Annotated in this window: 19 protein-coding genes and 1 pseudogene; 9 read left to right on the plus strand and 11 right to left on the minus strand. The window is 62.5% G+C overall.

All coding sequences use genetic code 11. The features are described from left to right. The first annotated feature begins 63 nt into the window (after positions 1 to 63). From AC6CIG_RS18745 to AC6CIG_RS18765, 5 genes are all read left to right on the plus strand, one after another. A complete protein-coding gene (locus AC6CIG_RS18745) occupies positions 64 to 1,092 on the plus strand; it encodes an Ldh family oxidoreductase (protein WP_498323387.1) in 1,029 nt (342 codons plus the stop codon). After that, positions 1,089 to 2,288, plus strand: coding sequence for an iron-containing alcohol dehydrogenase (locus AC6CIG_RS18750; protein WP_498323388.1), 1,200 nt, complete (start codon positions 1,089 to 1,091; stop codon positions 2,286 to 2,288). Before AC6CIG_RS18745 ends, AC6CIG_RS18750 begins: the two co-directional genes overlap by 4 nt. A 16-nt stretch (positions 2,289 to 2,304) precedes the next feature. After that, positions 2,305 to 3,768 (plus strand): NAD-dependent succinate-semialdehyde dehydrogenase, encoded by a 1,464-nt coding sequence (locus AC6CIG_RS18755; RefSeq protein WP_498323390.1) that lies wholly within the window; start codon positions 2,305 to 2,307, stop codon positions 3,766 to 3,768. A gap of 15 nt (positions 3,769 to 3,783) precedes the next feature. Next, positions 3,784 to 4,629: an alpha/beta hydrolase gene (locus AC6CIG_RS18760; RefSeq protein ID WP_498323392.1), complete on the plus strand. Its 846-nt coding sequence runs from the start codon at positions 3,784 to 3,786 to the stop codon at positions 4,627 to 4,629. Between the two features lie 247 nt (positions 4,630 to 4,876). Further along, positions 4,877 to 6,970 (plus strand): oxidoreductase, encoded by a 2,094-nt coding sequence (locus tag AC6CIG_RS18765; RefSeq protein WP_018096416.1) that lies wholly within the window; start codon positions 4,877 to 4,879, stop codon positions 6,968 to 6,970. Between the two features lie 16 nt (positions 6,971 to 6,986). On the opposite strand, the gene AC6CIG_RS18770 is transcribed toward AC6CIG_RS18765, so the two are convergent. The 8 genes from AC6CIG_RS18770 to AC6CIG_RS18805 all read right to left on the minus strand — a co-directional run bounded on the left by AC6CIG_RS18770 (position 6,987) and on the right by AC6CIG_RS18805 (position 15,325). Then, positions 6,987 to 7,964, minus strand: a complete 978-nt coding sequence (locus tag AC6CIG_RS18770; RefSeq protein ID WP_498323393.1) for a 3'-5' exonuclease — start codon at positions 7,962 to 7,964, stop codon at positions 6,987 to 6,989. A gap of 126 nt (positions 7,965 to 8,090) precedes the next feature. After that, positions 8,091 to 8,771 carry a DUF2161 domain-containing phosphodiesterase gene (locus tag AC6CIG_RS18775; RefSeq protein WP_498323395.1) on the minus strand — a complete coding sequence of 227 codons (681 nt, stop codon included), beginning with the start codon at positions 8,769 to 8,771 and terminating at the stop codon, positions 8,091 to 8,093. A gap of 158 nt (positions 8,772 to 8,929) precedes the next feature. Beyond that, on the minus strand, positions 8,930 to 9,934 hold the full coding sequence (locus tag AC6CIG_RS18780; protein ID WP_498323397.1) for a TRAP transporter substrate-binding protein: 1,005 nt from the start codon (positions 9,932 to 9,934) through the stop codon (positions 8,930 to 8,932). Between the two features lie 50 nt (positions 9,935 to 9,984). Then, positions 9,985 to 11,262 carry a TRAP transporter large permease gene (locus AC6CIG_RS18785; RefSeq protein ID WP_102762108.1) on the minus strand — a complete coding sequence of 426 codons (1,278 nt, stop codon included), beginning with the start codon at positions 11,260 to 11,262 and terminating at the stop codon, positions 9,985 to 9,987. After that, positions 11,262 to 11,795 carry a TRAP transporter small permease gene (locus AC6CIG_RS18790; RefSeq protein ID WP_018096421.1) on the minus strand — a complete coding sequence of 178 codons (534 nt, stop codon included), beginning with the start codon at positions 11,793 to 11,795 and terminating at the stop codon, positions 11,262 to 11,264. The genes AC6CIG_RS18785 and AC6CIG_RS18790 overlap by 1 nt, the downstream gene beginning before the upstream one ends. After that, a complete protein-coding gene (locus tag AC6CIG_RS18795; protein ID WP_100673508.1) occupies positions 11,796 to 12,992 on the minus strand; it encodes a fumarylacetoacetate hydrolase family protein in 1,197 nt (398 codons plus the stop codon). 147 nt (positions 12,993 to 13,139) lie between these two features. Next, on the minus strand, positions 13,140 to 13,865 hold the full coding sequence (locus AC6CIG_RS18800) for a FadR/GntR family transcriptional regulator (protein WP_102762105.1): 726 nt from the start codon (positions 13,863 to 13,865) through the stop codon (positions 13,140 to 13,142). A gap of 14 nt (positions 13,866 to 13,879) precedes the next feature. Next, the gene (locus AC6CIG_RS18805; protein WP_498323400.1) at positions 13,880 to 15,325 is read right to left on the minus strand and encodes an FAD-binding oxidoreductase; all 1,446 of its coding nucleotides are present in this window, start codon (positions 15,323 to 15,325) and stop codon (positions 13,880 to 13,882) included. A gap of 196 nt (positions 15,326 to 15,521) precedes the next feature. Here AC6CIG_RS18805 and denD point away from each other — a divergent pair, with 196 nt between their 5' ends. The 4 genes from denD (at position 15,522) to otsA (ending at position 21,020) form a co-directional block, all read left to right on the plus strand. Continuing rightward, the gene (gene denD, locus AC6CIG_RS18810) at positions 15,522 to 16,505 is read left to right on the plus strand and encodes a D-erythronate dehydrogenase (RefSeq protein WP_498323401.1); all 984 of its coding nucleotides are present in this window, start codon (positions 15,522 to 15,524) and stop codon (positions 16,503 to 16,505) included. Beyond that, positions 16,502 to 17,383, plus strand: a complete 882-nt coding sequence (locus AC6CIG_RS18815) for an NAD(P)-dependent oxidoreductase (protein ID WP_498323403.1) — start codon at positions 16,502 to 16,504, stop codon at positions 17,381 to 17,383. The genes denD and AC6CIG_RS18815 overlap by 4 nt, the downstream gene beginning before the upstream one ends. A gap of 8 nt (positions 17,384 to 17,391) precedes the next feature. Beyond that, entirely contained in the window at positions 17,392 to 19,170 is a 1,779-nt protein-coding gene (locus tag AC6CIG_RS18820; protein ID WP_437408515.1) for an IlvD/Edd family dehydratase, read from the plus strand. A 458-nt stretch (positions 19,171 to 19,628) separates the two neighbouring features. Continuing rightward, positions 19,629 to 21,020 (plus strand): alpha,alpha-trehalose-phosphate synthase (UDP-forming), encoded by a 1,392-nt coding sequence (otsA, locus tag AC6CIG_RS18825; RefSeq protein ID WP_437408514.1) that lies wholly within the window; start codon positions 19,629 to 19,631, stop codon positions 21,018 to 21,020. A gap of 243 nt (positions 21,021 to 21,263) precedes the next feature. On the opposite strand, the pseudogene AC6CIG_RS18830 reads toward otsA, so the two are convergent. From AC6CIG_RS18830 to AC6CIG_RS18840, 3 genes and pseudogenes are all read right to left on the minus strand, one after another. After that, a pseudogene (locus AC6CIG_RS18830) lies at positions 21,264 to 21,612 on the minus strand (NADP-specific glutamate dehydrogenase); the annotation flags it as partial. Positions 21,613 to 21,681: 69 nt separating this feature from the next. Further along, the gene (locus AC6CIG_RS18835; protein WP_498323405.1) at positions 21,682 to 22,674 is read right to left on the minus strand and encodes a PQQ-dependent sugar dehydrogenase; all 993 of its coding nucleotides are present in this window, start codon (positions 22,672 to 22,674) and stop codon (positions 21,682 to 21,684) included. A 150-nt stretch (positions 22,675 to 22,824) separates the two neighbouring features. After that, positions 22,825 to 24,291 carry an MFS transporter gene (locus AC6CIG_RS18840; protein WP_498323407.1) on the minus strand — a complete coding sequence of 489 codons (1,467 nt, stop codon included), beginning with the start codon at positions 24,289 to 24,291 and terminating at the stop codon, positions 22,825 to 22,827. Positions 24,292 to 24,408 lie beyond the last annotated feature (117 nt).

Genomic DNA, 24,408 nt, shown 5'->3' on the forward strand with positions numbered 1-24,408 from the left:
GTTGCAAATAACATATCGCATGTCAAATACAATATCGTATATGATCTGATATAGGATTTTTGGATGAGGCTCTCGCCCGATCGGTTGAGGAATTTGGCCGTCGCTCTACTCGATAAGCGGGGTGTTCCAGCCGACTCCGCCCGTCTCCAGGCCGACCTCCTCGTGGAGGCCGAGCTGCGCGGACTGCCCTCCCACGGCCTGCAACGCCTGCCGTTGCTTCTGTCCCGGCTGGATAAAGGGCTTGCGAACCCCACGACGCGTGGAAAGGGAGTCTGGCAAAGGGACTCCTTTCTGAGCGTCGACGGCGAACGCGGCCTGGGCCCGGTCGTGATGATGAACGCCATGCTCGTCACGCAACGCGTCCTTAAGGAGACGGGGCTCGCCATCGCCGCGATCCGCAACGCCAATCACATGGGAATGCTTGCCTATTATGCGGAGGCCGCCGCAAGAGACGGCCTGATCGGCATTGTCATGTCGACCAGCGAAGCGCTCGTGCACCCATTCGGCGGAACGCAAGCCATGGTCGGCACCAATCCGGTCGCAATCGGCATTCCTGCGGGTGACCGCCCTTTCGTGCTGGATCTCGCAACCAGCATCGTTTCCATGGGCAAGATCAACAACCATGCGATGCGCGGTCTAGCGATCCCCGCCGGCTGGGCAGTGGACCGAGACGGTCGCGCCACAACCGATCCGCACGCGGCACAGGCAGGGGCGATCGCACCGTTCGGCGACGCGAAGGGATATGGTCTGGGCCTTGCGATCGAGCTTCTTGTCGCGGCGCTTGCCGGATCCAATCTGGCGCCTGATGTGCATGGAACGCTCGACGACATTCATCTCGCCAATAAAGGCGACCTTTTCATTCTGATCGATCCCTCGGCAGGCGCGGGTAGCACACCGGAACTTGCCGCCTATCTCGACCGCCTGCGCCTATCCCGCCCGCTCGACCCTGCGCAACCAGTCGCCATTCCGGGAGACGGGGCACGCGCACGCCGCGCTGCAGCAGCGAAGACGGGCATCGAACTGCCGCGGCCGCTTTTCGACCAACTTACGGCCCTCGAGGTCGCTGAATTCATCGGAGGACATACGGAATGAACCTATTCGGCACACTAAGGGCGCCGCGCGAACTGCTTTTCGGCGCCGGGCAGCGCCATGCCCTTGGCGGCATCGCCGCCAAGCTCGGCCGGCGCGCGCTGATCGTCACCGACACGCGCCTTGCAGTGGATGCCGACCTGCTTACGCTGGTGCGGCGACTCGAGGAGGCAGGGCTTGAGGCGATGGTGGACAGTTCCACCCTGCCGGACGTCCCCGTAGAATCGGCCATCGCGAGCGCTGCCGCGGCCAGGGGCTTTGCGGCGGACCTCGTCATCGGCATCGGTGGCGGGTCCTGTCTCGACATGGCGAAATGCGTCGCCCTCCTCCTTACCCACGGCGGGCGGCCACAGGACTATTATGGCGAACATGCCGTCCCGGGCCCAGTGATGTCATTGATCGCCATTCCCACCACCGCCGGCACCGGCTCGGAGGTGACGCCCGTCGCCGTGCTTTCGGATGCCGAGCGTAGCCTGAAAGTTGGCATTTCAAGTCCGCACCTGATCCCGGCGGTATCGATCTGCGACCCCGAACTCACCCTCTCCTGCCCATCCGGCCTGACTGCAATCGCCGGCGCGGACGCCCTGACGCATGCGATTGAAGCCTTTACGGCCATCCGGCGCGAGCCCGTCCCCGGTATCGCGCAGCAGCGCGTCTTCGTCGGTAAAAACGCGCTTTCCGATCACTTTGCCCTTGGCGCCATTACCCTCCTGTGGCAGGGGCTGGAGAGAGCCTGCAAGGACGGCGCCGACGCCGGCGCGCGCGAAAAGGTGATGCTCGGCGCAACGCTCGCCGGTCTTGCTTTCGGGGTGGCGGGCACTGCCGCGGCCCACGCCATCCAGTACCCCGTCGGCGCGCTCACCCATACGGCGCATGGCCTCGGGGTCGCCTGTCTCATGCCCTATGTCATGACCTGGAATGCGCCGCTCATCCGCGACGAACTCGCGCAGATCGCGCATGCGGCCGGGCTCGGCGGACCGGATGAAGTGATCCCTGCCCTCGTTTCGCTCTTCGAACGCATCGGCATTCCCGCCACGCTGCGGGATCTCGGCCTCGAGGAAGACCGGATCGACTGGGTGGCGGAACAAAGCTCGGGTATCGCACGCCTCATCCAGAACAATCCCCGCCCCCTGAACCCGCACGAGATGCGCAACCTCGTCGCCGCCGCCCATTGCGGCGACCGCTCGCGCCTGAACTGAGTCGAAAGGACCCTCCATGACCTTCTATGCCAAGTTTTCCGGCTACGCCGATCCCGCCCTGCATGCCGCGGGCCTCTACATCGGCGGCAAATGGCAAAGCGGCAGCGGAATAACCGTTCTCGACCCTTCGACCGGTAATCTGCTGGCCGAGGTCGCCGACGCTTCCATCGAGGACGCACAGCGCGCAGTCGATGCCGCGCATGCCGCTGCCGCAGGGTGGCGCGCCACTCCAGCTCGCCAGCGCTCGGAAATCCTGCGACGCTGGTATCAGCTGATGACACAGCACGCCGAGGAGCTTGCAACTCTCATCGCACTGGAAAACGGCAAGGCCCTGGTCGACGCACGCGGCGAAGTCGCTTATGCCGCCGAATTCTTCCGCTGGTACGCTGAAGAGGCGACCCGGATTCCGGGCGAATTCCGGCGCACTCCCTCCGGGTCGCACAACATCCTCGTTGACCATGAGCCGATCGGCATTGCCGTCCTGATCACGCCCTGGAATTTCCCCGCCGCTATGGCGACGCGCAAGATCGGGCCCGCGCTTGCCGCCGGCTGCACTGTGATCCTGAAACCTGCCTCGGAGACGCCGTTGACGGCCTACGCCATGGCCCGACTCGGCGAAGAGGCGGGCGTTCCGCCTGGCGTCGTCAACGTGCTGACCACAAGCAATCCAGGCGGAATGACGAATGCGATGCTCGCCGATTCGCGCGTTCGTAAGCTTTCATTCACCGGCTCGACCGGCGTTGGCCGCGTTCTGCTTGCCGAAGCCGCCAAGTCGGTCGTCAGCTGCTCGATGGAGCTCGGCGGCAACGCGCCCTTCATCGTGTTCGACGACGCGGACCTCGAGGCGGCACTCGACGGTGCGATGATCGCCAAGATGCGAAACGCTGGAGAAGCCTGCACTGCCGCCAATCGCTTCTATGTCCAGGCGGGCATCCATGATGCGTTTGTCGCCGGCCTCACGGCGCGGATGATGTCACTGAAGATCGGTCCCGGCTACGATCCCGAGACGCAATGTGGACCGATGATCACGCAAAACGCCGTCCGCAAGATCGACCGGCTCGTCTCAGAGGCACTCGCCGCGGGTGCGCGGGCAACGACCGGCGGCAAACCGCTTATGGAAAACGGGTACTTCTATCCGCCGACGGTACTCGAAAACGTCCCCGCAAACGCGTCGATCGCACGTGAGGAAATCTTCGGACCGGTCGCGCCTGTCTATAAGTTCGAAAGCGACGACGAGGCGATCCGCCTCGCAAACAATACCGAGTATGGCCTCGCCGCGTACATCTACAGCCGCGATCTCAAACGTGCGATGACGGTCGGCAAGCGCATCGAAACCGGCATGCTCGGCATCAACAGGGGCCTGATGTCAGACCCCGCCGCTCCCTTCGGCGGCGTTAAACAGAGCGGCCTTGGCCGCGAAGGCGGCGTGACCGGCATTCTGGAATTCATGGAGCCGAAATATTATGCAGTTGATTATTGATCGGCGGAGCAGACGATGACAGCACAGGACCTTTACCGCATTCGCGACTTCGTGCCCGATTTCGACACCATCGCCGCAGAGTTCGCCGAACGCAGCCGGGCCCTATCGGCGCGCGCCGATGTGCGGGCAGACATACCGTACGGCGCCGGCGCCCGCGAGGTCCTGGATGTCATCTTGCCGGAGCGCCTGCAGGCCGGCGCGCCCCTGCATGTGTTCGTTCACGGCGGATATTGGCGCTCCGGCGAAAAGATCAACTATCGTTTCGTCGCTGCACCGGTTCTTGCGGCGGGCGGCATTGCGGCCCTGGTGGAATACGACCTGATGCCTCGCAGCCGCTTGGACGTGCTGGTGGATCAGGTTCGGCGATCGGTGCTCTGGCTTCAGGCCCACGCAAGCGATTTCGGCGCGGATCCTGCGCGACTGACCGTCAGCGGTCATTCGGCAGGCGCGCATCTTGCTTCCTTCCTCGCAGCAACCGGGCCCGAGGAAGCCTATCCGCCCTCCCTGCCGACGCTTCACGGCTTGCTGCTTCTGAGCGGAATCTACGACCTGTCGGGCATACCGGACAGCTTCCTTCGACACGAAGCCGAAATGACGCCGATGGAAGCTGCCGCATGGTCCCCTCTCACCAGCTCGCAGCTCCCCTGCCCGACGCGCGTCATCGCCTATGGCGCGGACGAGACGACGCCATTCCAGAGTCAGGCGGCCGGGCTATGTGAGCTGCTGCGTGCCCGGGACGAAAGTGCCGAACTGCTCCCTGTTCCTGATCTCAACCACATGAGCGTCGTGCTCGATCTTGCCGATACCGACGGCATACTCGGCCGGCAGCTTCACGATTTGGTGGCCCGACCAACCCGGTGAATCCGGAAAGCGCCTTGGGTTGAAATGCTCGCGGCGAGCGCCGAAGAAGTTCGGCGCTGGTGCGTTGGTCCCTGTCGGCCGCATTGAAGGGATGCGAACCGGACCACATCCAAAACTACGCCGCAGCATAATATTATACACTCGTATAACAAATCTCTTGCCTGACGGAAGGTTCCCGATATCTTGCCGCCACCCCAACCGCGGCGCTCCGGCGCGGTGGACGCAGCTCCCTTCAGGATCCAAGGAAATGTCCCGAGACACCCGCTTCGATATTCTCTTCGAACCCGTCAAGATCGGCCCAGTCACGGCGCGCAACCGCTTCTATCAGGTGCCCCACTGTTCCGGCATGGGCTACCGCTACCCCAATGCGGAAGCACAGTTGCGCGGCACGAAGGCGGAAGGCGGTTGGGCGGTCGTCTCCACCCAGGAGGCGGAAATCCACCCCACATCGGACCTGACGCCAGCCAACGAAGCTCGTCTTTGGGACGACGGCGATCTGCCGGCCCTTTCCGCCGTCACGGAACGTATCCACGCCCATGGCAGCCTCGCGGCCATCCAGCTCGTGCACAACGGCCTTCACGTCGCCAACCGTTTCAGCCGGATGATCCCGCTCGCTCCCTCGCACGCCGTCAGCGACAGCCTCGATCCCGTCCAGGCGCGCGCAATGGATAAGGCCGACATCCGCGACATGCGCCGCTGGTATCGCAATGCCGCGCTTCGCGCCAAAAAGGCCGGCTTCGACATCGTCTATCTCTATGCCGGCCATGACATGAGCGTGTTGCAGCACTTCCTGTCCCGCCGCCATAACGACCGCAGCGACGAATATGGCGGCTCCTTCGACAACCGGCTCCGCCTGTTCCGAGAGATTCTCGATGATGTGCGCGAGGCGATCGGTGACACCTGTGCGCTCGCGGTGCGCCTTGCCGTCGACGAACTGATTGGCCCTTCCGGGATCACCTGCGAGGGAGAGGGGAAAGACATCATTTCGGCGCTCGGCGAACTTCCGGACCTTTGGGACGTCAATCTCTCCGACTGGTCGAACGATAGCCAGACGGCGCGTTTCTCCGAGGAAGGCTACCAGGAGCCCTATATCCGCTTCGTCAAATCCGTCACCACCAAGCCGGTGGTCGGCGTCGGCCGTTATACGTCACCGGACAGCATGGTGCGGGTTATCAAGCAGGGCATTTTGGACTTCATCGGGGCCGCGCGCCCGTCGATCGCCGATCCCTTCCTCCCGAAGAAGATAGAGGAGGGGCGCATCGATGACATCCGCGAATGCATCGGCTGCAACATCTGCACCTCAGGCGACAATACCAACGTGCCGATGCGCTGCACGCAGAACCCGACGGTCGGCGAGGAATGGCGCAAGGGTTGGCATCCGGAGACCATCGCCGTGTCCGAAAATCCCGAACCCGCCCTCATCATCGGCGGCGGACCGGCGGGCCTGGAAGCGGCACGGGCGCTTGCCCAGCGCGGCGTCGATGTCACGCTGGCGGAAGGCGGCGGCGAATGGGGCGGTCGCGTTGCGCGCGAATGTCGCTTACCCGGTCTTGCGACCTGGGGCCGCGTGCGCGACTGGCGCATCGGCCAACTCAGCACCCGCGTCAATGCCGAGCTTTACCTGCACAGTCCGCTTTCGGCCGCCGACATATTGCAATACGGCATCCCCCATGTGGCGATCGCGACCGGAGCGAGTTGGCGCACCGACGGCGTTGGCCGCACCCACCGGGCGCCGCTCGATTTTCTTTCGAAAGGCATCCTCGTCTCTCCCGACGCAATTCTCTCCGGGGGCGCCGAGGCGGTGCCCGCCGACGGCCCCGTCATCGTCTTCGACGACGACTGCTTCTACATGGGCAGCGTGCTCGCCGAACTGCTCGCCAGGAGGGGACGCACGGTCACCTTCATAACGCCGGAATCCCAGGTTTCGCCCTGGAGCAGGAACACGCTGGAGCAGGCACGTATCCAGAAGCGCCTCATCGATCTCGGCGTCGAGATCGTCACGGCCATGGCCCTCGCCGGTCGGACGAAAGACCAGCTGGAACTATCCTGCGTCTACAGCGGCAGGACCCGTCCGGTCGATTGCGCCACTCTCGTCCCGGTCACCGCCCGCCTGCCGGACGAAACGCTGTGGCTGGAACTCAAAGCACGCGAAGACGAGTGGGCCGATGCCGGCATCAAGACCGTCACCCGCCTCGGCGACTGCCTCGCGCCAGGCCTGATCGCCGCCGCCGTCTATTCCGGCCATCAATATGCCCGGACCTATCAGGAACAGGTCGACAAGGATCGGGTGCCATTCATGCGGGAAGACATTGCAAGGCTTTACGGTCTTCGCTCGGCGTAGGATGCGCGATGCTCGATTATCTTCGCGCTCGGTATCTGTCGAACGCCGTCAGCCGCTGCGTCGGAGGATCTGCCTCGTCCCAGCGATAGATTTCCTTCCGAAGGAAGCCGAGTTCAGCCTCGAGCTCCTCCTCGGCGACCTCGGTCCACCATGATTTTGGGCGGCCGTCGCTGCCGTCAGACCAGCGGTACCCGCGAGCCTTCAGCACGTCCTTCAGGTCGAACGGCGCATTCTCCGCGAAAATCCTGACCCGTGAACGCTGGCTCGCTTTGTAGAGTTCGGCAAACGGCGGCAGCTTGGCACCGTCCGCAGACTGCTCAAGCACCTCGAGGAGAGCGAAGCAGTCATCCACAGCCCGATGCCCGTCATGGAAATGTCCGCTCTGACCGATCAGATAGCCGAGCTTCGTGCCTTCGAAACCTCGCCCGCTCCAATCGATTTCGGAGACCGAGCATGCCCAGGCCTTGCGGACAAACACATCCGAAAGCGCCTCGCAAAACGGCCGATCGAAGCCGGCATTGTGGGCGATGATGAGATCCGCAGGCCCAACGATCGCTTGGACTGCAGCAATATCGATCGACTGGCCGGCGACCATGGCATCGGTAATACCCGTCAGCCGGGTGATGTCGGGCGGAATGGCGATGGTCGGCTGCTGCAAACCGCCATAAACAGCGACCACATCGCCGATCTCACCCTCTGCGTTGTAGGTGAATGCGACCAGCCCGATCTCGATGACCTCGCATCTGCGGGCATCGAGGCCGGTTGTCTCGGTGTCGAGGATGACGCCCCTCAGGGGAAAGCCGGGTCTCACATCGGACACGACCGTGCGGGCTTCAAGCTTTCGCAATATCCTGTAGCGACCCGTTGCCTTCAACGCGGCAAGCATCTCGGTTTCGGAAAGGGAGGTCGATGCCTGCCAGCGGGCCCGGCTTCGCTCGGTTCTCGCGGCTGCTGGTCGCACATCTCGGGCAAACATGTCGAGCTGAGAGGTCATCCGGTCCCCATCGTTAAGGTGCTCCAACTCTAAAGCGCCGGTTGCCCTGTGAACACCTCCCCCATGCTCATACCCACCGATAATGCGATGGAGCACCTCACATGCGCTCAGCGCGTCGGCAAAAAATCATGCCGGGACGGCCGTTTTTTCCTGCGTGTCCTGCTGCGGCCACCGCTGCAATGCTTCCCGTCCGGCCTCCGTCAGGCCATAGACGCCTCTGTCGAGCCGTTCAAACCAGCCATAGACATTCGAAAGCAGTATCTTCCCGGCATCCGGCACGCCGGATCTGACTTCACGCACGCGCAGCGGGCCTGATGCCAGCGCCAGCGCACAGCCGAGCGCCTGCTGGCGGTACGCGGTCATGACAGGCGCGCGCGTGCTCCCGCCTATTGCTGGATCGCCGCGCCGCCTCTGGTGTTCGCGCATGAGCTTCGAACGCCGTTTCGGATTGGTGCGCGGCATCGGCGATACGGAGCCAACGATCACGCTGACGTCGCCGGCATCGGAAATGCCGAGCATGCCAATCCCGAGCCTGCGACAGAGATCGCGGTAGCGTTTATCGGCCTCGCGACCTTTTCCCTTGGCCGAGACCCGCGCCGCGATCCAGACCTCGTCCGCGACAGCGGCGCGATCGACGGCCTGCAGTATGAGCTCCAGATTGAAGCGCAGCTTCAGTTCGCAGATCACGACCACGCGCGGATCGTCGTCGCTCAGGCCGACGAGATCGCAGCCGTCAATCTCGCCCTTGACGACGTAACCTGCCTTTTCGAGAAAGCCTTTGACGGGGAGATAAAGCGACGTTTCCATATGCCTGCAGGTTGAAGCGAAGAATCGCTCCGTAGGCTATATCGATCAGCCCCTACCGGACAATCATCCTAATCGGATAAAACCCGCGGCCGGACGGCCGCGGGTTTCCCGGAAGCATAGAGAAAGGCCACGCTCCGTGACGCAGCCTGTTTTGTTGTTTACTTGCGGATCTCTTCCAGCTTGGCGAGAATGGCGTCTACCACGTCGGCACCGATCTCAGCCTTGTGCTTTTCATAGACGACCATGGACTTCTCGCGGATGCGAGCCTGTTCTTCCGCAGACAGGGTATTCACTTCGAGACCAGCTTCCTTGATCTTCTTCAGCGACTTCTTGTTGAGCTCCTGGATGACCTTGCGCTCCTCATCGCGGCCGACGACTGCGCATTCACGCAGTGCTGCCTGCTCTTCCGGCGTATAGCTGTCGAAGATCGGCTTCGAGAACAGGAAGAGGAAGGGCGTATAAGCGTGGTTCGTCTCGGTCACGTACTTCTGCACTTCGAAGAACTTCGACGTATCGATCGTCACATAGGGGTTTTCCTGCGCATCGATCGCCTTGGTTTCGAGCGCCGAGAAGACTTCGCCGAAAGCCATCGGAGTGGCGTTGGCACCGAGGTTCTGGAAGGTGTCGAGGAAGATGTTGTTCTGCATCACGCGAACCTTCATCCCTTCGAAGTCTTCCCACTTGGTGACAGGACGAACCGAGTTCGACAGGTTACGGAAGCCGTTTTCCCAGTAGGCGAGATTGACCAGGCCGGCTGCTTCCAGCTTCTCGTTCATCATGTCGCCGAAATCGCCATCGAGCACCGTGTAGGCTTCCTGAGCGTTGCCGAAGAGGAACGGCAGATCGAATACGCCGAGTGCCGGTATGATGCCGACGAGCGGCGAGGACGAGGTGACGACGGCCTCCTGCACGCCGGAGCGCAGGGCCTGCGTCGCCTGAAGGTCGCCGCCGAGCGCGCCGCCCCAGAAAGCGGTGAGCTTCAGCTTGCCACCGGATTTCTGATCGAGACAGGCCTGCATCGCCTTGATGCCGTTACCGACCGGATGGTCTTCGTTGATGCCGTTCGACACGCGGATGTTGCGGTCGTTGAACTCGGCGAAAGCCGGCGCCGCGGCCGAAAGACCGAAAGCGATGGCAGTCGTGGCAAGAAGCAGTTTTCTCACGGGGTATCCTCCCTTGGATTGTTGGTGAGGGGTTGCGGGTTAAGGCCCTTCTAATGGAGCCAGCGTGCGGGCACGATGACGATGTCCGGGAACAGGACCAGAAGGAGAAGCACGAGTATTTGGGCTATCAGAAATGGCGTCACGCCGACAATTACCTTGCCGAGCGGAACCCGGCCGACGCCGCTGACGACGTTCAATACGACGCCGACTGGTGGGGTCAGCAGCCCTATGCAGGTATTCATGATGAACAGGACACCGAAATAGACAGGATCGATTCCGGCCTGCTTGATGATCGGCATGAGCACCGGCGTCAGGATCAGGATCGTGGGCGTAAGGTCGAGTGCGGTGCCCACCACCAATACGACCAGCATGATGACGAGCATCAGAAGCGTCGGGCGGTCGATCAGCGGAGAGATGAAGCCGGTGATTTCCGCTGGTATGTTCGCTGCAGTGATCAGCCACGAGGAAACGAGCGCGGCGCAAACGAGGAACATGATCACAGCGGTGGTCTTCGCCGCCTGGAGTATGACACCCGGCAGGTCACGGGGCTTGAGTTCCCGATAAATGAACATGCCGACGAAGAGGGCGTAGACTGCGGCAACCACGGCAGCTTCGGTCGGCGTCACGACGCCGGCCTTGATGCCGCCGAGGATGATGACCGGCATGCCAAGAGCCCAAAGGGCCCGCCCGGTGGCGCGGAGCCGCTCGCTCGCCGGCGTGCGTGGAAGCGGCTGGATATCATCCTTCCGCACAACCAGCAGCCACGTGCCGACAAGGGCGATACCCATGATGAGACCGGGCACGATGCCTGCCATGAAGAGCTGCGTAATCGAGACGTTCGCCGCCACTCCGAACACGATGAAGGCCATGGAAGGGGGGATGACGGGGGCAATGACACCACCTGCAGCGATCAGGCCCGCAGACCGGGGAACGTTGTAGCCGGCCTTCGCCATCATCGGAATCAGGATTGCCGCAAGTGCCGCGGTGTCGGCTGCCGCCGAACCCGAGATACTTGCCATGATCACGGCCGCCATGATGGCAACGATGCCGAGACCGCCGCGTATATGACCGACACAGGCGATTGCGAAATCGATGATGCGACGCGACAATCCGCCGGCGTTCATCAATTCACCGGCGAGAATGAAGAAGGGGATGGCGAGGAGCGTGAATGTATCGGCGCCCGCGATCATGTTTTGAGCGATGATCTGGGTGTTAAACATGCCCATGTACCACATGAGCATGACGCCGCAGAACATCAGCGAGAAGGCAACCGGCACGCCGATTGCCATGGCGCCGAGCAGCGAAACGATGAAGACGACAAGGGTCATTAAGTGCGCTCCGCCAGCTGCTCGAGAGACATGTTTTCACCGGCGAAGGCGGCGATTTCTTCTTCCGTGACGCGCCCCGTCAGCAGGCGGAATAGGCGCTCGAGCGCGATCAGGACCACGCCCGCTCCGGTGAAATATCCGATCCCATAGACCCACAGCATCGAGATGCCGGTAACGGGTGCGGCCATCGACGCATTGATCGGCGATTGCTTCCAGGTGCCCCAGAAGAAGATCGCCGACACGGCGATGACGACGATATTGGAGAGAATCATGCAGATGATGCGGCCCTTGCGGCCGAACAGCGAGACCAAGGTCTCGACCCCGACGTGCGAATTTTCACGGAAGGTGACAACCGCACCGATGAAGGTGAGCCACACGAAGAAATACCGTGACATCTCGTCCGAGACGTTGATGCCCGAATTGAAGCCGTAGCGCAGCACGACGTTCAGGAACACCATCACCGCCATGCCTGCGAGCAGCACGATCAAGAGCAGCTCGAGCAGTTTATAGAACGTATCGATCGCTTTTTGCATCTAGCCCTCCCGTTTCGCCTGCAAGAGCCCGCGTTCGGCCAGGTTCTTCATCAGAGCGCCCAGGCCGAAGCTCCATTTCGGGCAGCGGTCGCTATGATCGACCCAATTCACGAGGCGTCCGAGGCGCGGCGTCGAGATCTCGACCCGGTCTCCGATTTCATGGGTGAAACCGAGCCCGGCGCCCCGACGATCCTTCACTGGCGCAAACATCGTTCCGAGGAAGAAGACCACGCCATCCGGATACTGGTGGTTGTCGTTGAGAAGTTGCGAAACGAGGTCTTCCGGGCTGCGGCTGATGGCCGACATCGGGCTGACGCCGGTCATCTTGAAACCTTCTTTGCCGTCGACGACGAGCGAGACTTCCGCCTGTTTCACGTCCTCGATCGTGAAAGCACCGTCGAAGAGCCGGATGAACGGGCCGATCGAGCAGGACGCATTATTGTCCTTCGCCTTGCTGAGAAGCAGTGCGGAGCGGCCTTCGAAGTCCCGAAGATTGACGTCGTTGCCGAGCGTCGCACCGACGATCCTGCCCTTCGACGTGACGGCAAGCACCACCTCCGGCTCCGGATTGTTCCAGTCGGATTTGGGGTGGATACCGATATAAGCACCACAACCGACCGAAGACATGGGCTGCGCCTTGGTGAAGATTTCAGCATCGGGGCCGATACCCACTTCGAGGTACTGCGACCAAAGACCAAGCTCCTGGAGCAGTTTCTTGACCTCGGCGGCCTTGTCGGAGCCGGCGACGAGGCCTTTGAGATTGTCGCCGAGGACGGGGGCCAGCCGGCCGCGAATTTCCTGCGCGCGCAGCGGATCGCCCTTGGCCTGCTCCTCGATCACCCGCTCCAGCATGCTGTCCGCAAAGGTGACGCCAGCCGCCTTGACGGCCTGCAGATCGGCAGGCGCCAGAAGATCGCCCGCCTCGCCACGGAGGAATGCATCGAGAGAGCCCAGGCTGGCAAAGCGCGACGGGTCGCGCAACGCGTCGACAAGGCCGTCGATCTCGAGAAGCTCGGAAATCGTTGCCGCCAGTGGCGTCAGGTCGAAAACCTCTCCATCCGAGATCAGGACCGGGCAAGGTCCGCCGGCGGTTTTGGACCAGACGCGCCCGACGAGCATCGCGCCGGATGCGTCCGCGGGCTGGATTGATTCAGCGCTCAGTGCCTGTTCGAAACTCACGAGAAATCCTCCGCTCATCTCGTACCTCGAAGGTACGGGTCTCCTATTGTCAGGATGTCTGACAACGAGATGACCTGCTTCTAGTATGACTTTTTGGCCATGTCTAGGCCGTTGGTAAGTAAAGTCTGATGCGCCCCTCACGGGCTGCGCCGCCCGACCCGAACCTCAGGACGAGAAGCTTTCAATCGTCAGGTCCAGGCGGGCCGCCGCCCCGTTCAGATGGTTGCGCATCGCCTCCTCGGCCCTGGCCGGATCCCGCGCCGCCACGCCATCTCGGATAGAGACATGTTCCGCAATCGTGACTTCGACGATCTCCTCAAGTATTGCAGCGGCGCGTGCCGCGTTGATCGCCAGGCTGATCCGCTCGGCGATGAATCCGATGAAAAGCAGGAAATATTCGTTATGGGTGGCCGCCGCAATCGCCCGATGAAATGCGAGGTCGGCGACGATCCCCTGCTCCGTCCATTTTTCCGCGCCGGTCATCTGCTGCAACGCCTCGTCGATCCTGCCCAATTCCTGCGGTGTATGATGGATCGCCGCAAGCCGGGCCGCCTCCACCTCAAGCGGAATGCGGAGCTGAAACAGATCCCGGAAACTTCCCCGATTGGCGAGATCACCCTGCTCTATGCGAAGCGATTGCCGGCGCTCGATTTCCGTGGCGAAGGCGCCGACGCCCTGGCGCGTTTCCACCAGGCCCTCATTTCGCAATTGAGCTATCGCCTCCCGCACCACCGAGCGGCTGACACCGAAGGTCGTGGCGAGTAGATGCTCCGTCGGCAGTTTCTCTCCGGGTGCGATACGTCCTTCGGTGATCTCCCTGCCGATCTTCGCCGCGATGCGCGCGGGCAAATGCTCGCTCCTGCTGATCTGGCCGAAATCCATTGCCGCCAAGATTGCTCTCCCTTTTAGAATCTCAGTTGACAACCGGGATTCATGATCATCTCCGGGTCAACGGCATGCTTGAGCGCCTTCAACAGCTTTCGGCGGGTCTCCGGCAGCCTGGAGTCGAAATCCGGTCGCTTCAGGCGCCCGATACCGTGCTCGGCGCTGATGCTTCCGGTATAGCGATCGAGCACCTCGTTCACGACCGTCTTGGCCTTGTAGATCAATTCAATCCGCTCGTCGGGCGTACTGCCGGCCGGCGGCAGGACGTTGAGATGCACATTGCCGTCGCCGACATGGCCATAGGAAACGCTGACGGCGCCGGGAAGTGCGTCGGAGACCGCCCTTTCCGCCTCCTCTACGAAGCATGCCAGCTGTGAGAGCGGAACGGAGATATCGGTGCGCATATGAGCGCCGCGGTTCGCCTGGCCTTCGTTCATGCCCTCGCGGATCAACCAAAGATTGCGCGCCTGCGTCTGCGAGGCGGCGATCGTTCCGTCGAGGACGAGCCCTTCCTCCATCACACCTTCGAGGAAGCGCTGCATCAGATCGTCTACATCGACGAGGCCGGAGCCGGAAATCTCCATCAGCACATAGGCTGGATATTCCGGCGAGATCGGGATCGGCAAATCGGGCATGGCCTCCTGCGCCAAGGTGAAGGCGAGCGGCGGCATGAATTCGAAGGCCGACATCAGGTCGCAGCAGTCCCGACGCGCCCGGCGATAGAGCTTGATGGCATCTTCCAGGGAGGCAAGACCGAGCAGCGCCGTGGCCACGTGATCCGGATAGGGCGTCAGCTTGATGGAGACGGCGGTGATGATGCCGAGCGTTCCTTCCGCACCGATGAAAAGCTGCTTCAAGTCTATGCCGCGATTGTCCTTTCTCAGCGTCGACAGACCTTCGAGGATGCTGCCGTCCGGGAGGACCACTTCAAGTCCCAGCACCAATTCGCGGGTCATGCCGTAGCGCAGCACGTTGATGCCGCCGGCATTCGTCGAAACATTTCCCCCGATCTGGCAGCTTCCCTGCGCACCGAGTGCAAGCGGAAAGAACATGCCCATCTCCGCAATCGCATCCTTGAGTTCGGACAGGATGCAGCCGGACTCGACCACCGCCGAAAAGTCGGCCGCATCGACCTTGCGGATGCGGTTCATGCGAGAGAGAGAAAGCACGACCTGCCTCTCCGGAGCATCAGGGATCGCGCCGAGCACGAGGCCGGTATTGCCGCCCTGCGGCACGATCGAAAGCCCAAGCTCACGGCAGGCCTTCACGGCCGCCACCACCTGCTCCGTCGAGCGCGGGCGAATCACCGCCACGGTGCCGCTGGTTACGTCGCCATGCCAGTCGCGGCAGTAACGGAGCATTTCCTCGGTTTCGCTCAGCACGATATCTTCGCCGAGCATCTGACGTAGCAACAGGCGCAGTTCCGCAGGGCCCTTCGCATCCTCTATCGTGCCTGCGCTCGTCATGCTCCTTGCCCCTCCTCGCGCGTCTCTGCGAAAGCGACCGCCATATGCCTGCACGCGATCGAGATTCTTTCGCTCGAACCGCCAGTCTCCTGTTTTCAATCGAAGCATATAAGGTTATCAGACAACCGTACAAGATATATTTTCGACCCGCATGAAGACCTGATCGCATGCGGCCTCACTCAAGGAGGAGACATTCATGCATATCCTGATCATCGGCGCTGCCGGCATGGTCGGCCGCAAGCTCACGCAGCGCCTCGTCAAGGACGGCGCTCTCGGCGGAAGTCCCGTGGAGAAGCTGACGCTCGTGGACGTGGTGACACCGGAAAGGCCGCAGGATTTTGCCGGTACGGTCGTTGCACGGGAAGGCGATCTTTCCGCTTCCGGCGAAGCCGAGAAGCTTGTCGAGGGGCGCCCGGATGTCATTTTCCATCTGGCGGCAATCGTCTCGGGTGAAGCCGAGCTCGATTTCGACAAGGGCTACCGGATCAATCTCGACGGCACGCGCTATCTCTTCGACGCGATCCGCCTTGCTCACGATCAGGATGGCTACAAGCCTCGCCTTGTCTTCACCTCGTCGATCGCCGTGGTCGGAGCGCCGCTCCCTTTCCCCATACCGGACGATTATCATCTTACTCCGCTCACGAGCTACGGCACCCAGAAAGCGATCTGCGAGCTGCTGCTCTCCGACTACAGCCGCCGCGGCTTCTTCGATGGCATCGGCATCCGCCTGCCGACGATCTGCATCCGCCCCGGCAAGCCCAACAAGGCGGCTTCCGGCTTCTTCTCCAATATCCTGCGCGAGCCGCTGGTCGGCCAGGAAGCCGTGCTGCCTGTTTCGGAGGATGTCCGCCACTGGCACACTTCACCGCGTTCGGCGGTCGGCTTCCTCATCCATGGCGCGACCATCGACCTTGAAAAGGTCGGCCCGCGGCGCAACCTTTCCATGCCGGGTCACAGTGCCACCGTGGGCGAGCAGATCGAAGCGCTGCGGCGCGTTGCCGGCGAAAAGGCCGTGAAGCTCATTCGCCGCGAACCCGACGAGATGATCATGAAGATGGTCGCCGGTTGGGCGCCGGGCTTCGAGGCCAAACGCGCCACCGAACTTGGCTTCACTGCCGAAAAGAGTTTCGATGAGATCATCCGCGTGCACATCGAGGACGAACTGGGAGGGAAGCTGTGAGCGGGACGACGAAGGTTGCGTTTCTCGGCACTGGCTTGATGGGGGCACCGATGGCGCGGCGCCTGCTCGGTGCCGGTTTTCCGGTTACGGTGTGGAACCGTGACGCCGCCAAGGCCGAGCCGCTGGCCGCCGACGGTGCTGAAATCGCTGCCTCGCCGGCCGATGCCGTCGCCGGCGCAGCTGTCGTCTTCACCATGCTGACCAACGGCCAGGCCGTATCGGAGGTCCTGTTCGAGCGCGGCGTCGCCGATGGCCTGGCCGAAGGTACGATCGTCGTGGATTGCAGCTCCATAGCCCCGCAGATCGCCCGCGAACATGCGCGCAGATTGGCGGACAAGGGCATCCGTCACCTCGACGCACCGGTTTCAGGCGGCGTGGTAGGCGCAGCCGCCGGTACGCTCGCCATCATGGCCGGCGGCGATGGCGCCGCGGTCGAAAGGCTGAAGGACGTTTTTGCGGCGCTCGGTCGCGTAACCCACGTTGGCCCGAGCGGTGCCGGCCAGGTCTGCAAGCTCGCCAACCAACAGATCGTCGCCGTCACCATCGGCGCGGTGGCCGAAGCCATGATCCTGGTGGAAGCCGGCGGTGCCTCGCGCGCGGCTTTTCGGGACGCGATCCGCGGCGGCTTCGCCGAAAGCCGGATCCTCGAACTGCACGGCGCCCGCATGGTGGAGCGCAACTTCGTGCCCGGTGGCGCTTCGAACAACCAGCTGAAGGACCTGAACGCCGTGATGGCCATGGCGGATGGGCTCTCCCTCGAGCTTCCCCTGACCAGGCAAGTGCGGCAGGAATTTGCCGATTTCGTCGAGTCCGGCGGCGGCGAACAGGACCACAGCGGACTGCTTCTGCATCTCGAAAAGCTCAACCCAAGGAATTAGGTCCCGCCATGACTGACAAACCCCAGCGCCGCCTGCGCTCACAGGACTGGTTCGACAATCCGGACCATATCGATCTAACGGCGCTCTATCTGGAGCGCTTCATGAACTACGGCGTGACGCCGGAGGAATTGCGTTGCGGCAAGCCCATCATCGGCATTGCCCAAAGCGGCAGCGATCTCACCCCATGCAATCGGGTGCACATGGATCTGGCGAAGCGCGTGCGCGACGGCATCCGCGATGCCGGGGGGATTCCGATCGAGTTCCCGACGCATCCGATTTTCGAGAACTGCAAGCGCCCGACGGCCGCCCTCGATCGCAACCTCGCTTATCTCGGCCTCGTTGAAATTCTCTACGGCTATCCGCTGGATGGCGTGGTGCTGACCACCGGCTGCGACAAGACCACTCCGTCCGCCCTCATGGCGGCCTCGACGGTCGACATCCCGGCGATCGTGCTCTCCGGCGGCCCCATGCTCGACGGCTGGCACGAAGGCGATCTCGTCGGTTCCGGCACGGTGATCTGGCGCATGCGCCGCAAGCTCGCGGCAGGCGAGATCGACCGCGAGGAGTTCATGCAGGCAGCGCTCGATTCGGCTCCCTCCGTCGGCCATTGCAACACCATGGGCACGGCTTCGACAATGAACGCAATGGCCGAAGCGCTCGGCATGTCGCTCACCGGTTGCGGCGCTATCCCCGCTGCCTATCGCGAGCGTGGGCAGATGGCCTATCGTACAGGACGCCGCGCCGTGGAACTCGTCTTCGAGGACCTGAAGCCATCCGACATCCTGACCCGGGAAGCCTTTCTCAACGCCGTCCGCGTCAACTCGGCGATCGGCGGTTCGACCAATGCCCAGCCGCATCTTGCGGCCATGGCGAAGCATGCCGGCGTCGAGCTTTACCCGGATGACTGGCAGGTCCATGGTTTCGATATCCCGCTGCTCGCCAATATCCAGCCGGCCGGTGCTTATCTCGGCGAACGCTATCACCGCGCCGGCGGCACACCTGCCATCATGTGGGAGCTCCTGAAGGCTGGGAAGCTCGACGGCGGCTGTCGCACCGTCACGGGAAAAACCATGGCCGAGAACCTCGAAGGACGCGAATCCACCGATCGCGAAGTCATTCGCCCCTTCGACGAGCCCCTCAAGGAAAAGGCAGGCTTCCTGGTCCTGAAGGGCAATCTCTTCGACTTCGCCATTATGAAGATGAGTGTCGTCTCCGACGATTTCAGGAAGCGCTATCTTCAGGAGCCGGGCCGCGAGGGCGTTTTCGAGGGCAAGGCCGTGGTCTTCAATGGCTCGGAGGACTACCACAAGCGCATCAACGACCCTGAACTCGAGATCGATGAGAACACCATCCTGGTGATCCGCGGCGCCGGCCCGCTCGGCTGGCCGGGATCGGCGGAAGTCGTGAACATGCAGCCGCCGGATCACCTCTTGAAACGTGGCATCCGGAGCCTGCCCACCATCGGTGACGGCCGTCAATCCGGCACGGCCGACAGCCCCTCCATCCTGAACGCCTCGCCGGAGAGTGCGGCCGGCGGCGGTCTCGCCTGGTTGCGGAGCGGTGACGTGATCCGCATCGACTTCAACCTGGGGCGCTGCGACATGCTGGTTTCCGACGAGGACATCGAAAGACGCAAGGGGGACGGCATTCCCGCCGTGCCGGCCGATGCCACGCCCTGGCAGCGCATCTACCGCAAGTCCGTCACCCAGCTTTCCGACGGCGCGGTGCTCGAAGGTGCAGCAGACTTCCGGCAGATCGCCAAGAATACGCCCCGCCACAATCACTAGAGCACTTCCAGGAAAAGTGTGGAACGGTTTTCCGTCCGGAAGTGCGTTGGACCAAAGGGTTAGAGCATTTCAGTGTTTCCATGAAACATTGAAATGCTCCAGCGTAATTCCACGAAGCATTCGTGGCTTTTAGATCCCTGATGATGAAGGGGCGGCTCTGGCCGCCCCTTTCTTTTCAGCGGATGGCTCCCGGCCAGAAGTCGGCCTGGGGATGAACGTGCGGCGGCGCGGAAATCATCACGCACCGCCGAGAAACCCGTCGTTTGTCCGGTTCGTCCATGCCCACCGAATCATAAGCGCTTGAAACGGCTTCGACACTCGAGCGGCCGTCGCCGCTCCACGCGCAAGTTGCATCCGGCGATTTTCTCGTCGCCGGGATCGTCTGCGTCGGAAACGCGTTCCCCCTCCTGAACGTTTGAACGCCAAGTATATATTCTCTTGAATGAAAGGAATTCGGCATGAGCCGTCTCGTCATTGTTTCCAATCGTGTACCCGTTCCGGAAAAGGGCGGCATTGCGCCTGCCGGCGGGCTGGCGGTCGCGCTGAAAGTCGCCCTTGAAGAGCATGGCGGCATCTGGATGGGCTGGTCGGGACAGTCGAGCGGAGAGCACGAGCCGCAGCCGCTTGCTCAGTTGCAGCAAGGCAATATCACCTATGCACTCACGGACCTGACCGATACCGACGTAGGAGAATACTATCACGGCTTCGCCAACCGGGTGCTTTGGCCGATCTGCCACTACCGGCTTGATCTTGCCGAATACGGTCGCAAGGAGATGGCCGGCTATTTCCGCGTCAACCGCTTCTTTGCCCATCGGCTGGCGCCCCTCGTCAGGCCCGATGACGTGATCTGGGTTCACGACTACCACTTGATCCCGCTCGCCGCGGAACTGCGCCAAATGGGATTGAAGAACCGGATCGGCTTCTTTCTCCACATTCCCTGGCCGCCTGCCGACGTGCTCTTCACGATGCCCGTTCACGAGGAGATCATGCGCGGCCTGTCGCACTACGACGTGGTCGGTTTCCAGACCGATCATGATCTTGAGAACTTCGCCGGCTGCCTGCGGCGGGAGGGCATCGGCGATGAACTCGGTGGAGGCCGCTTCAGCGCCTATGGCCGCGTGTTCAAGGGCGGCATTTATGCAATCGGCATCGAGACTGCCGCCTTTGCCGAATTCGCCAAAAACGCATTGACCAACAAGACCGTCAGGAAAGCGCGTGAAAGCATCGAACACCGAAGCCTGATCATCGGTGTCGATCGCCTCGATTATTCAAAAGGGATCACGCAGCGCATCGACGCGTTCGAGCGTTTCATCCAGGCCAATCCGGCCCAGCAGGGGCGTGTCACCTATCTGCAGATCACCCCGAAGTCGCGCTCCGAAGTGCCGGAATACGAAGCCATGCAGCGCACCGTGGCCGAACAGGCCGGCAGGGTGAACGGCGCGCTCGGCGCAGTCGACTGGGTGCCCATACGCTATATCAACCGCTCGGTAGGCCGGCATATTCTTGCAGGGCTTTACCGGCTTGGCAAAGTCGGCCTCGTGACACCGCTTCGAGACGGGATGAACCTGGTTGCAAAGGAATATGTGGCCGCGCAGGACCCCGACGATCCGGGCGTGCTTGTGCTTTCGCGCTTCGCCGGAGCCGCCCGCGATCTGAGAGGTGCCCTGCTCGTCAACCCCTACGACATTGAGGGTACCGCAAACGCTCTGGCGCGGGCACTCAGCATGCCGCTGGAAGAGCGGAAGGATCGCTGGAAGACGATGATGGATCACTTGCTGGAACACGACGTTTCGCGCTGGTGCCGGGATTTTCTAAATGATCTGACGGCCTCACCGGATACGTCGCGTTAGAATGGCCGCTTTCCTGGGCCGCGGCCGGAAATCGACCACTTGCGGAGCGTAGTCGATCAGCTGCACGCGTTCGGTGTTCGTCTGTTTCCGGCGAGCCCCCGACTCGGGATGAAAGACGATGCGCTCGAGCGCGAGGGTTTCAGGCCAGCCGTCCTCTCCGAGGATCTCGGTCCTCTCGCCGACGGCCAGCCCAAGCAGTGCACCCGGGCACACGCCCGGAGCGGCATTATCGCCACTCGAGCCTCAGATCACGCCGAGGGCATCCATCGCCTCGGCCACCCTGGCGAAGCCAGCTACATTGGCTCCGAGAACATAGTCTCCTGGAGCTCCATATTCCTCCGCGGTCTTGGCGCAACGATCGTGGATCGCCTGTACGATGGTTGCAAGACGCGCCTCGGTCTGTTCGAACGTCCAGCTGTCACGTGAGGCATTTTGCTGCATCTCCAGAGCGGAGGTGGCAACTCCTCCCGAGTTCGCGGCCTTACCGGGGGCGAACAGCACACCCGCCTCCTGGGAAATGTGAACGGCCTCCGGCGTAGAAGGCATTGGCGCCCTCACCCACGGCAAGAACACCGTTCTTCACCAGCAATTTTCGGTTGTTCAACCAAACAGTAGGCGAAAGGCGCTTCAGACCTCCGCGAATCCCTTTTGCGCGGGGGCGTCATCGCCTGAAGATGTGAATCGCGCCGCCGGCGTCGTCGGATACGAGGATGGACCCGTCCGGCGCTTCCTTGACGTCGACCGGACGACCGACGTTTCTGAGGAAAGCGGTCGCCGAGACCGGGCGGCCGCCGCGGAAGCGGACCCGCACGACCTGATACCCGACCGGTACCGACCTGTTCCAACTGCCGTGCTGGGCCACCAGAGCATCGCCGCCCAGGCTGCGGAAGAAGTGAATCCCGAGCGCTGCGACATGCGCCTGAAAGTTGAAGACGGGCGGAATTTGGCGCGCGGGCGGCGTCGCGTCCTCGAACCCTGTGAGCGGCACCTCGCCTCCTAGATAGGGGAAGCCGTAAAAGCCGCCCGGCCGCAAAGCGTTCAGCTCATCGGGCGGGATATCGTCTCCCATTCTGTCGGCACCATTGTCGGTAAAGAACATTGTGCCGCCGCGCCAGTCGAAGCCGACAGAGTTGCGCACACCCCAGGCCACTCTGCGAAGGTCGGACCCGTCCTGGTTCATGCTGACGATCGTACCTTGCAGCCCGCGGGGAATGCAAATGTTGCAGGGTGATCCGAGCGAGACATAGAGGCGGGAATCCGGGCCGACGGCGACATAACGATAGCCGTGGGCTCCCGAATCCGGCAGGTCGCGCCGAATAACGCGTCTGCCGCTCAAAGTGCCGCCGCGGCCGATCTCGAAAACCGTTATGCTGTTTCTCGAAGCGACGAACAGCCGGCCGCGTGAGCAGGCAACGCCGTTCGCATTGGAAAATCCGGAGGCGACCCTGCGGGCGCGGCCGCCGGACAATGACAGGGCATAGACCGAGGAGCCCTTGGTTCCGACGAACAATACGTCGCCGCACACCGCCATCTCGCGTGCGGACGGCACGCGCGCGAGCAGTTCCGCCCGCGCCGTACCGAGGGGCAGGCCGCAGGCGAGTGCCACGGCTGAGACGAGCGCGACAAAACCGGCTTTCGGGAATGAGAGGCCCATCGCCACCCTCCGAATGCACGCGAAATCGTGCTGGAACGGAATTGGAGCGGCGCTGTCCCGTTTCAAGCCGAAGCCCGAGCCTCACGGCGAAGTGATCTCCTCTTTCCTTCGTCGAGGCGCACTGGACCGTCATGCGCCGCGACGGGAACATCATTCCGGCAACCTGCTCGGCAGCCAGACCCATGCCAAGACCCCGACTGCGAGCGTCAGGAGACCGCCCGTGCCGATCGCGACATGCATGCCGGTGAGGAACGCTTCCTGAGCCTGAATCAGGCTTTGATATGCAAGTCCGGGCTGATCGAGCGTTTCATCGAGCGTCCCCGCTACACCGGGGCCGAATAGCCGGAAGTTCAGTGTCGCCAAAGATCCAAGCAGAGAAATACCCAGCGCGTTGCCCAGTTCGTTGCTGGTCTCCGCAATCGAACCCGCCGCACCCGCCCGGCTCGCAGGAACCGCCGAAACCGCGATATCGGCCACAAGGCTGAAGGACAATCCATATCCGACGCCGGCGACCATGGTGGAGGCGACGAAGACCGCAATGCCTGCCTCGGTCGTGGTGAACAGCAGCAGGAATGCGCCGGCGCTGATCAGCAGATGCGTTGCCACAAGTGCGGTCTTCCGGCCGATCCGTTCGACGATGCGGGCGGTGCCCACGCAGGTCGCCGTCAGCACGATCGCGCCCGGCAGGGTCAACAGCGCGGCGGCGAACACATCGATGCCCAGCACCGATTGCAGGTAGACGCCCGACAGATACCCGGCAGCAGACCACACGACCAGCGACAGAAGGCCCGTCAGAATAGCGGTAGAGAAGATGCGGTCGCGGAAGAGACCGAGGTCGAGCAGCGGGTATTCAAGTCTCGTCTGTCTGTGAACGAATAGCGCCAGCGCCATCATGCCGGCGGCTCCGGCAAGGATTTGTGTCGGAGTGAAGCCATAGGCGGCCGCATGCTTGAGCGAATAGGTGAACAGCAAGATGCCGGCGAAGGACAGGACGAGGCTCGCCAGGTCGATGCTGCCGCCGACGGTCGAGCGCACCTCCCGCAACAGGATGGGTGCGCCGATCATGAAGCCGATGACAACGGGGACATTGATGAGAAACACGGCACCCCACGCGAACTGCCGCAGCAGCATGCCGCCAATGAGCGGGCCGATCGCAAAGCCGGCTGCGAAAGTGGCCGCAAAGATGCCGATAGCCTGAGCGCGCAGTCGCGGATCGGGGAACAAGGCGCTGACGATGGCCAAGCCGGAAGGCAGTAATGTTGCGCCACCCAGCCCCATCAGGGCACGCGAGGCGATCAGCAGCTCTGGCGTTTGCGAATAGGCCGCGCCGAGCGACCCTGCACCGAAGACCGCCGCGCCGGTCATGATGAGTTTCAGCCGGCCGTAGCGGTCGCCGATATTTCCGAACACGATCAGCAGCGATCCGACCACGAAGCCGTAGATATCCAGGATCCAGAGCGCCTGATCAGCGGTCGGCTGAAGGGCCGAAGTGACATGCGGCATGGCGAGATAAAGGATCGACCCGTCCATGGCCACAAGCAGGACCAGGGGTAAAATGGCGATGAGTCCCAGCCATGCGGTTCGTTCGGCGGAGCGTGGAAGTGAAGTATCGGTCATAGGCACAAATCCTCTGGGAAGCGCATGCGAAGGCATGCGGATTCGGCCGCCGGCGCGAGGCCGGTGGATGGTTGCGATTGAAGGGCAGCTACTATATACTTCAGGTAAGTTACTTTT

Source organism: Sinorhizobium sp. GQ132 (genome assembly GCF_059758575.1).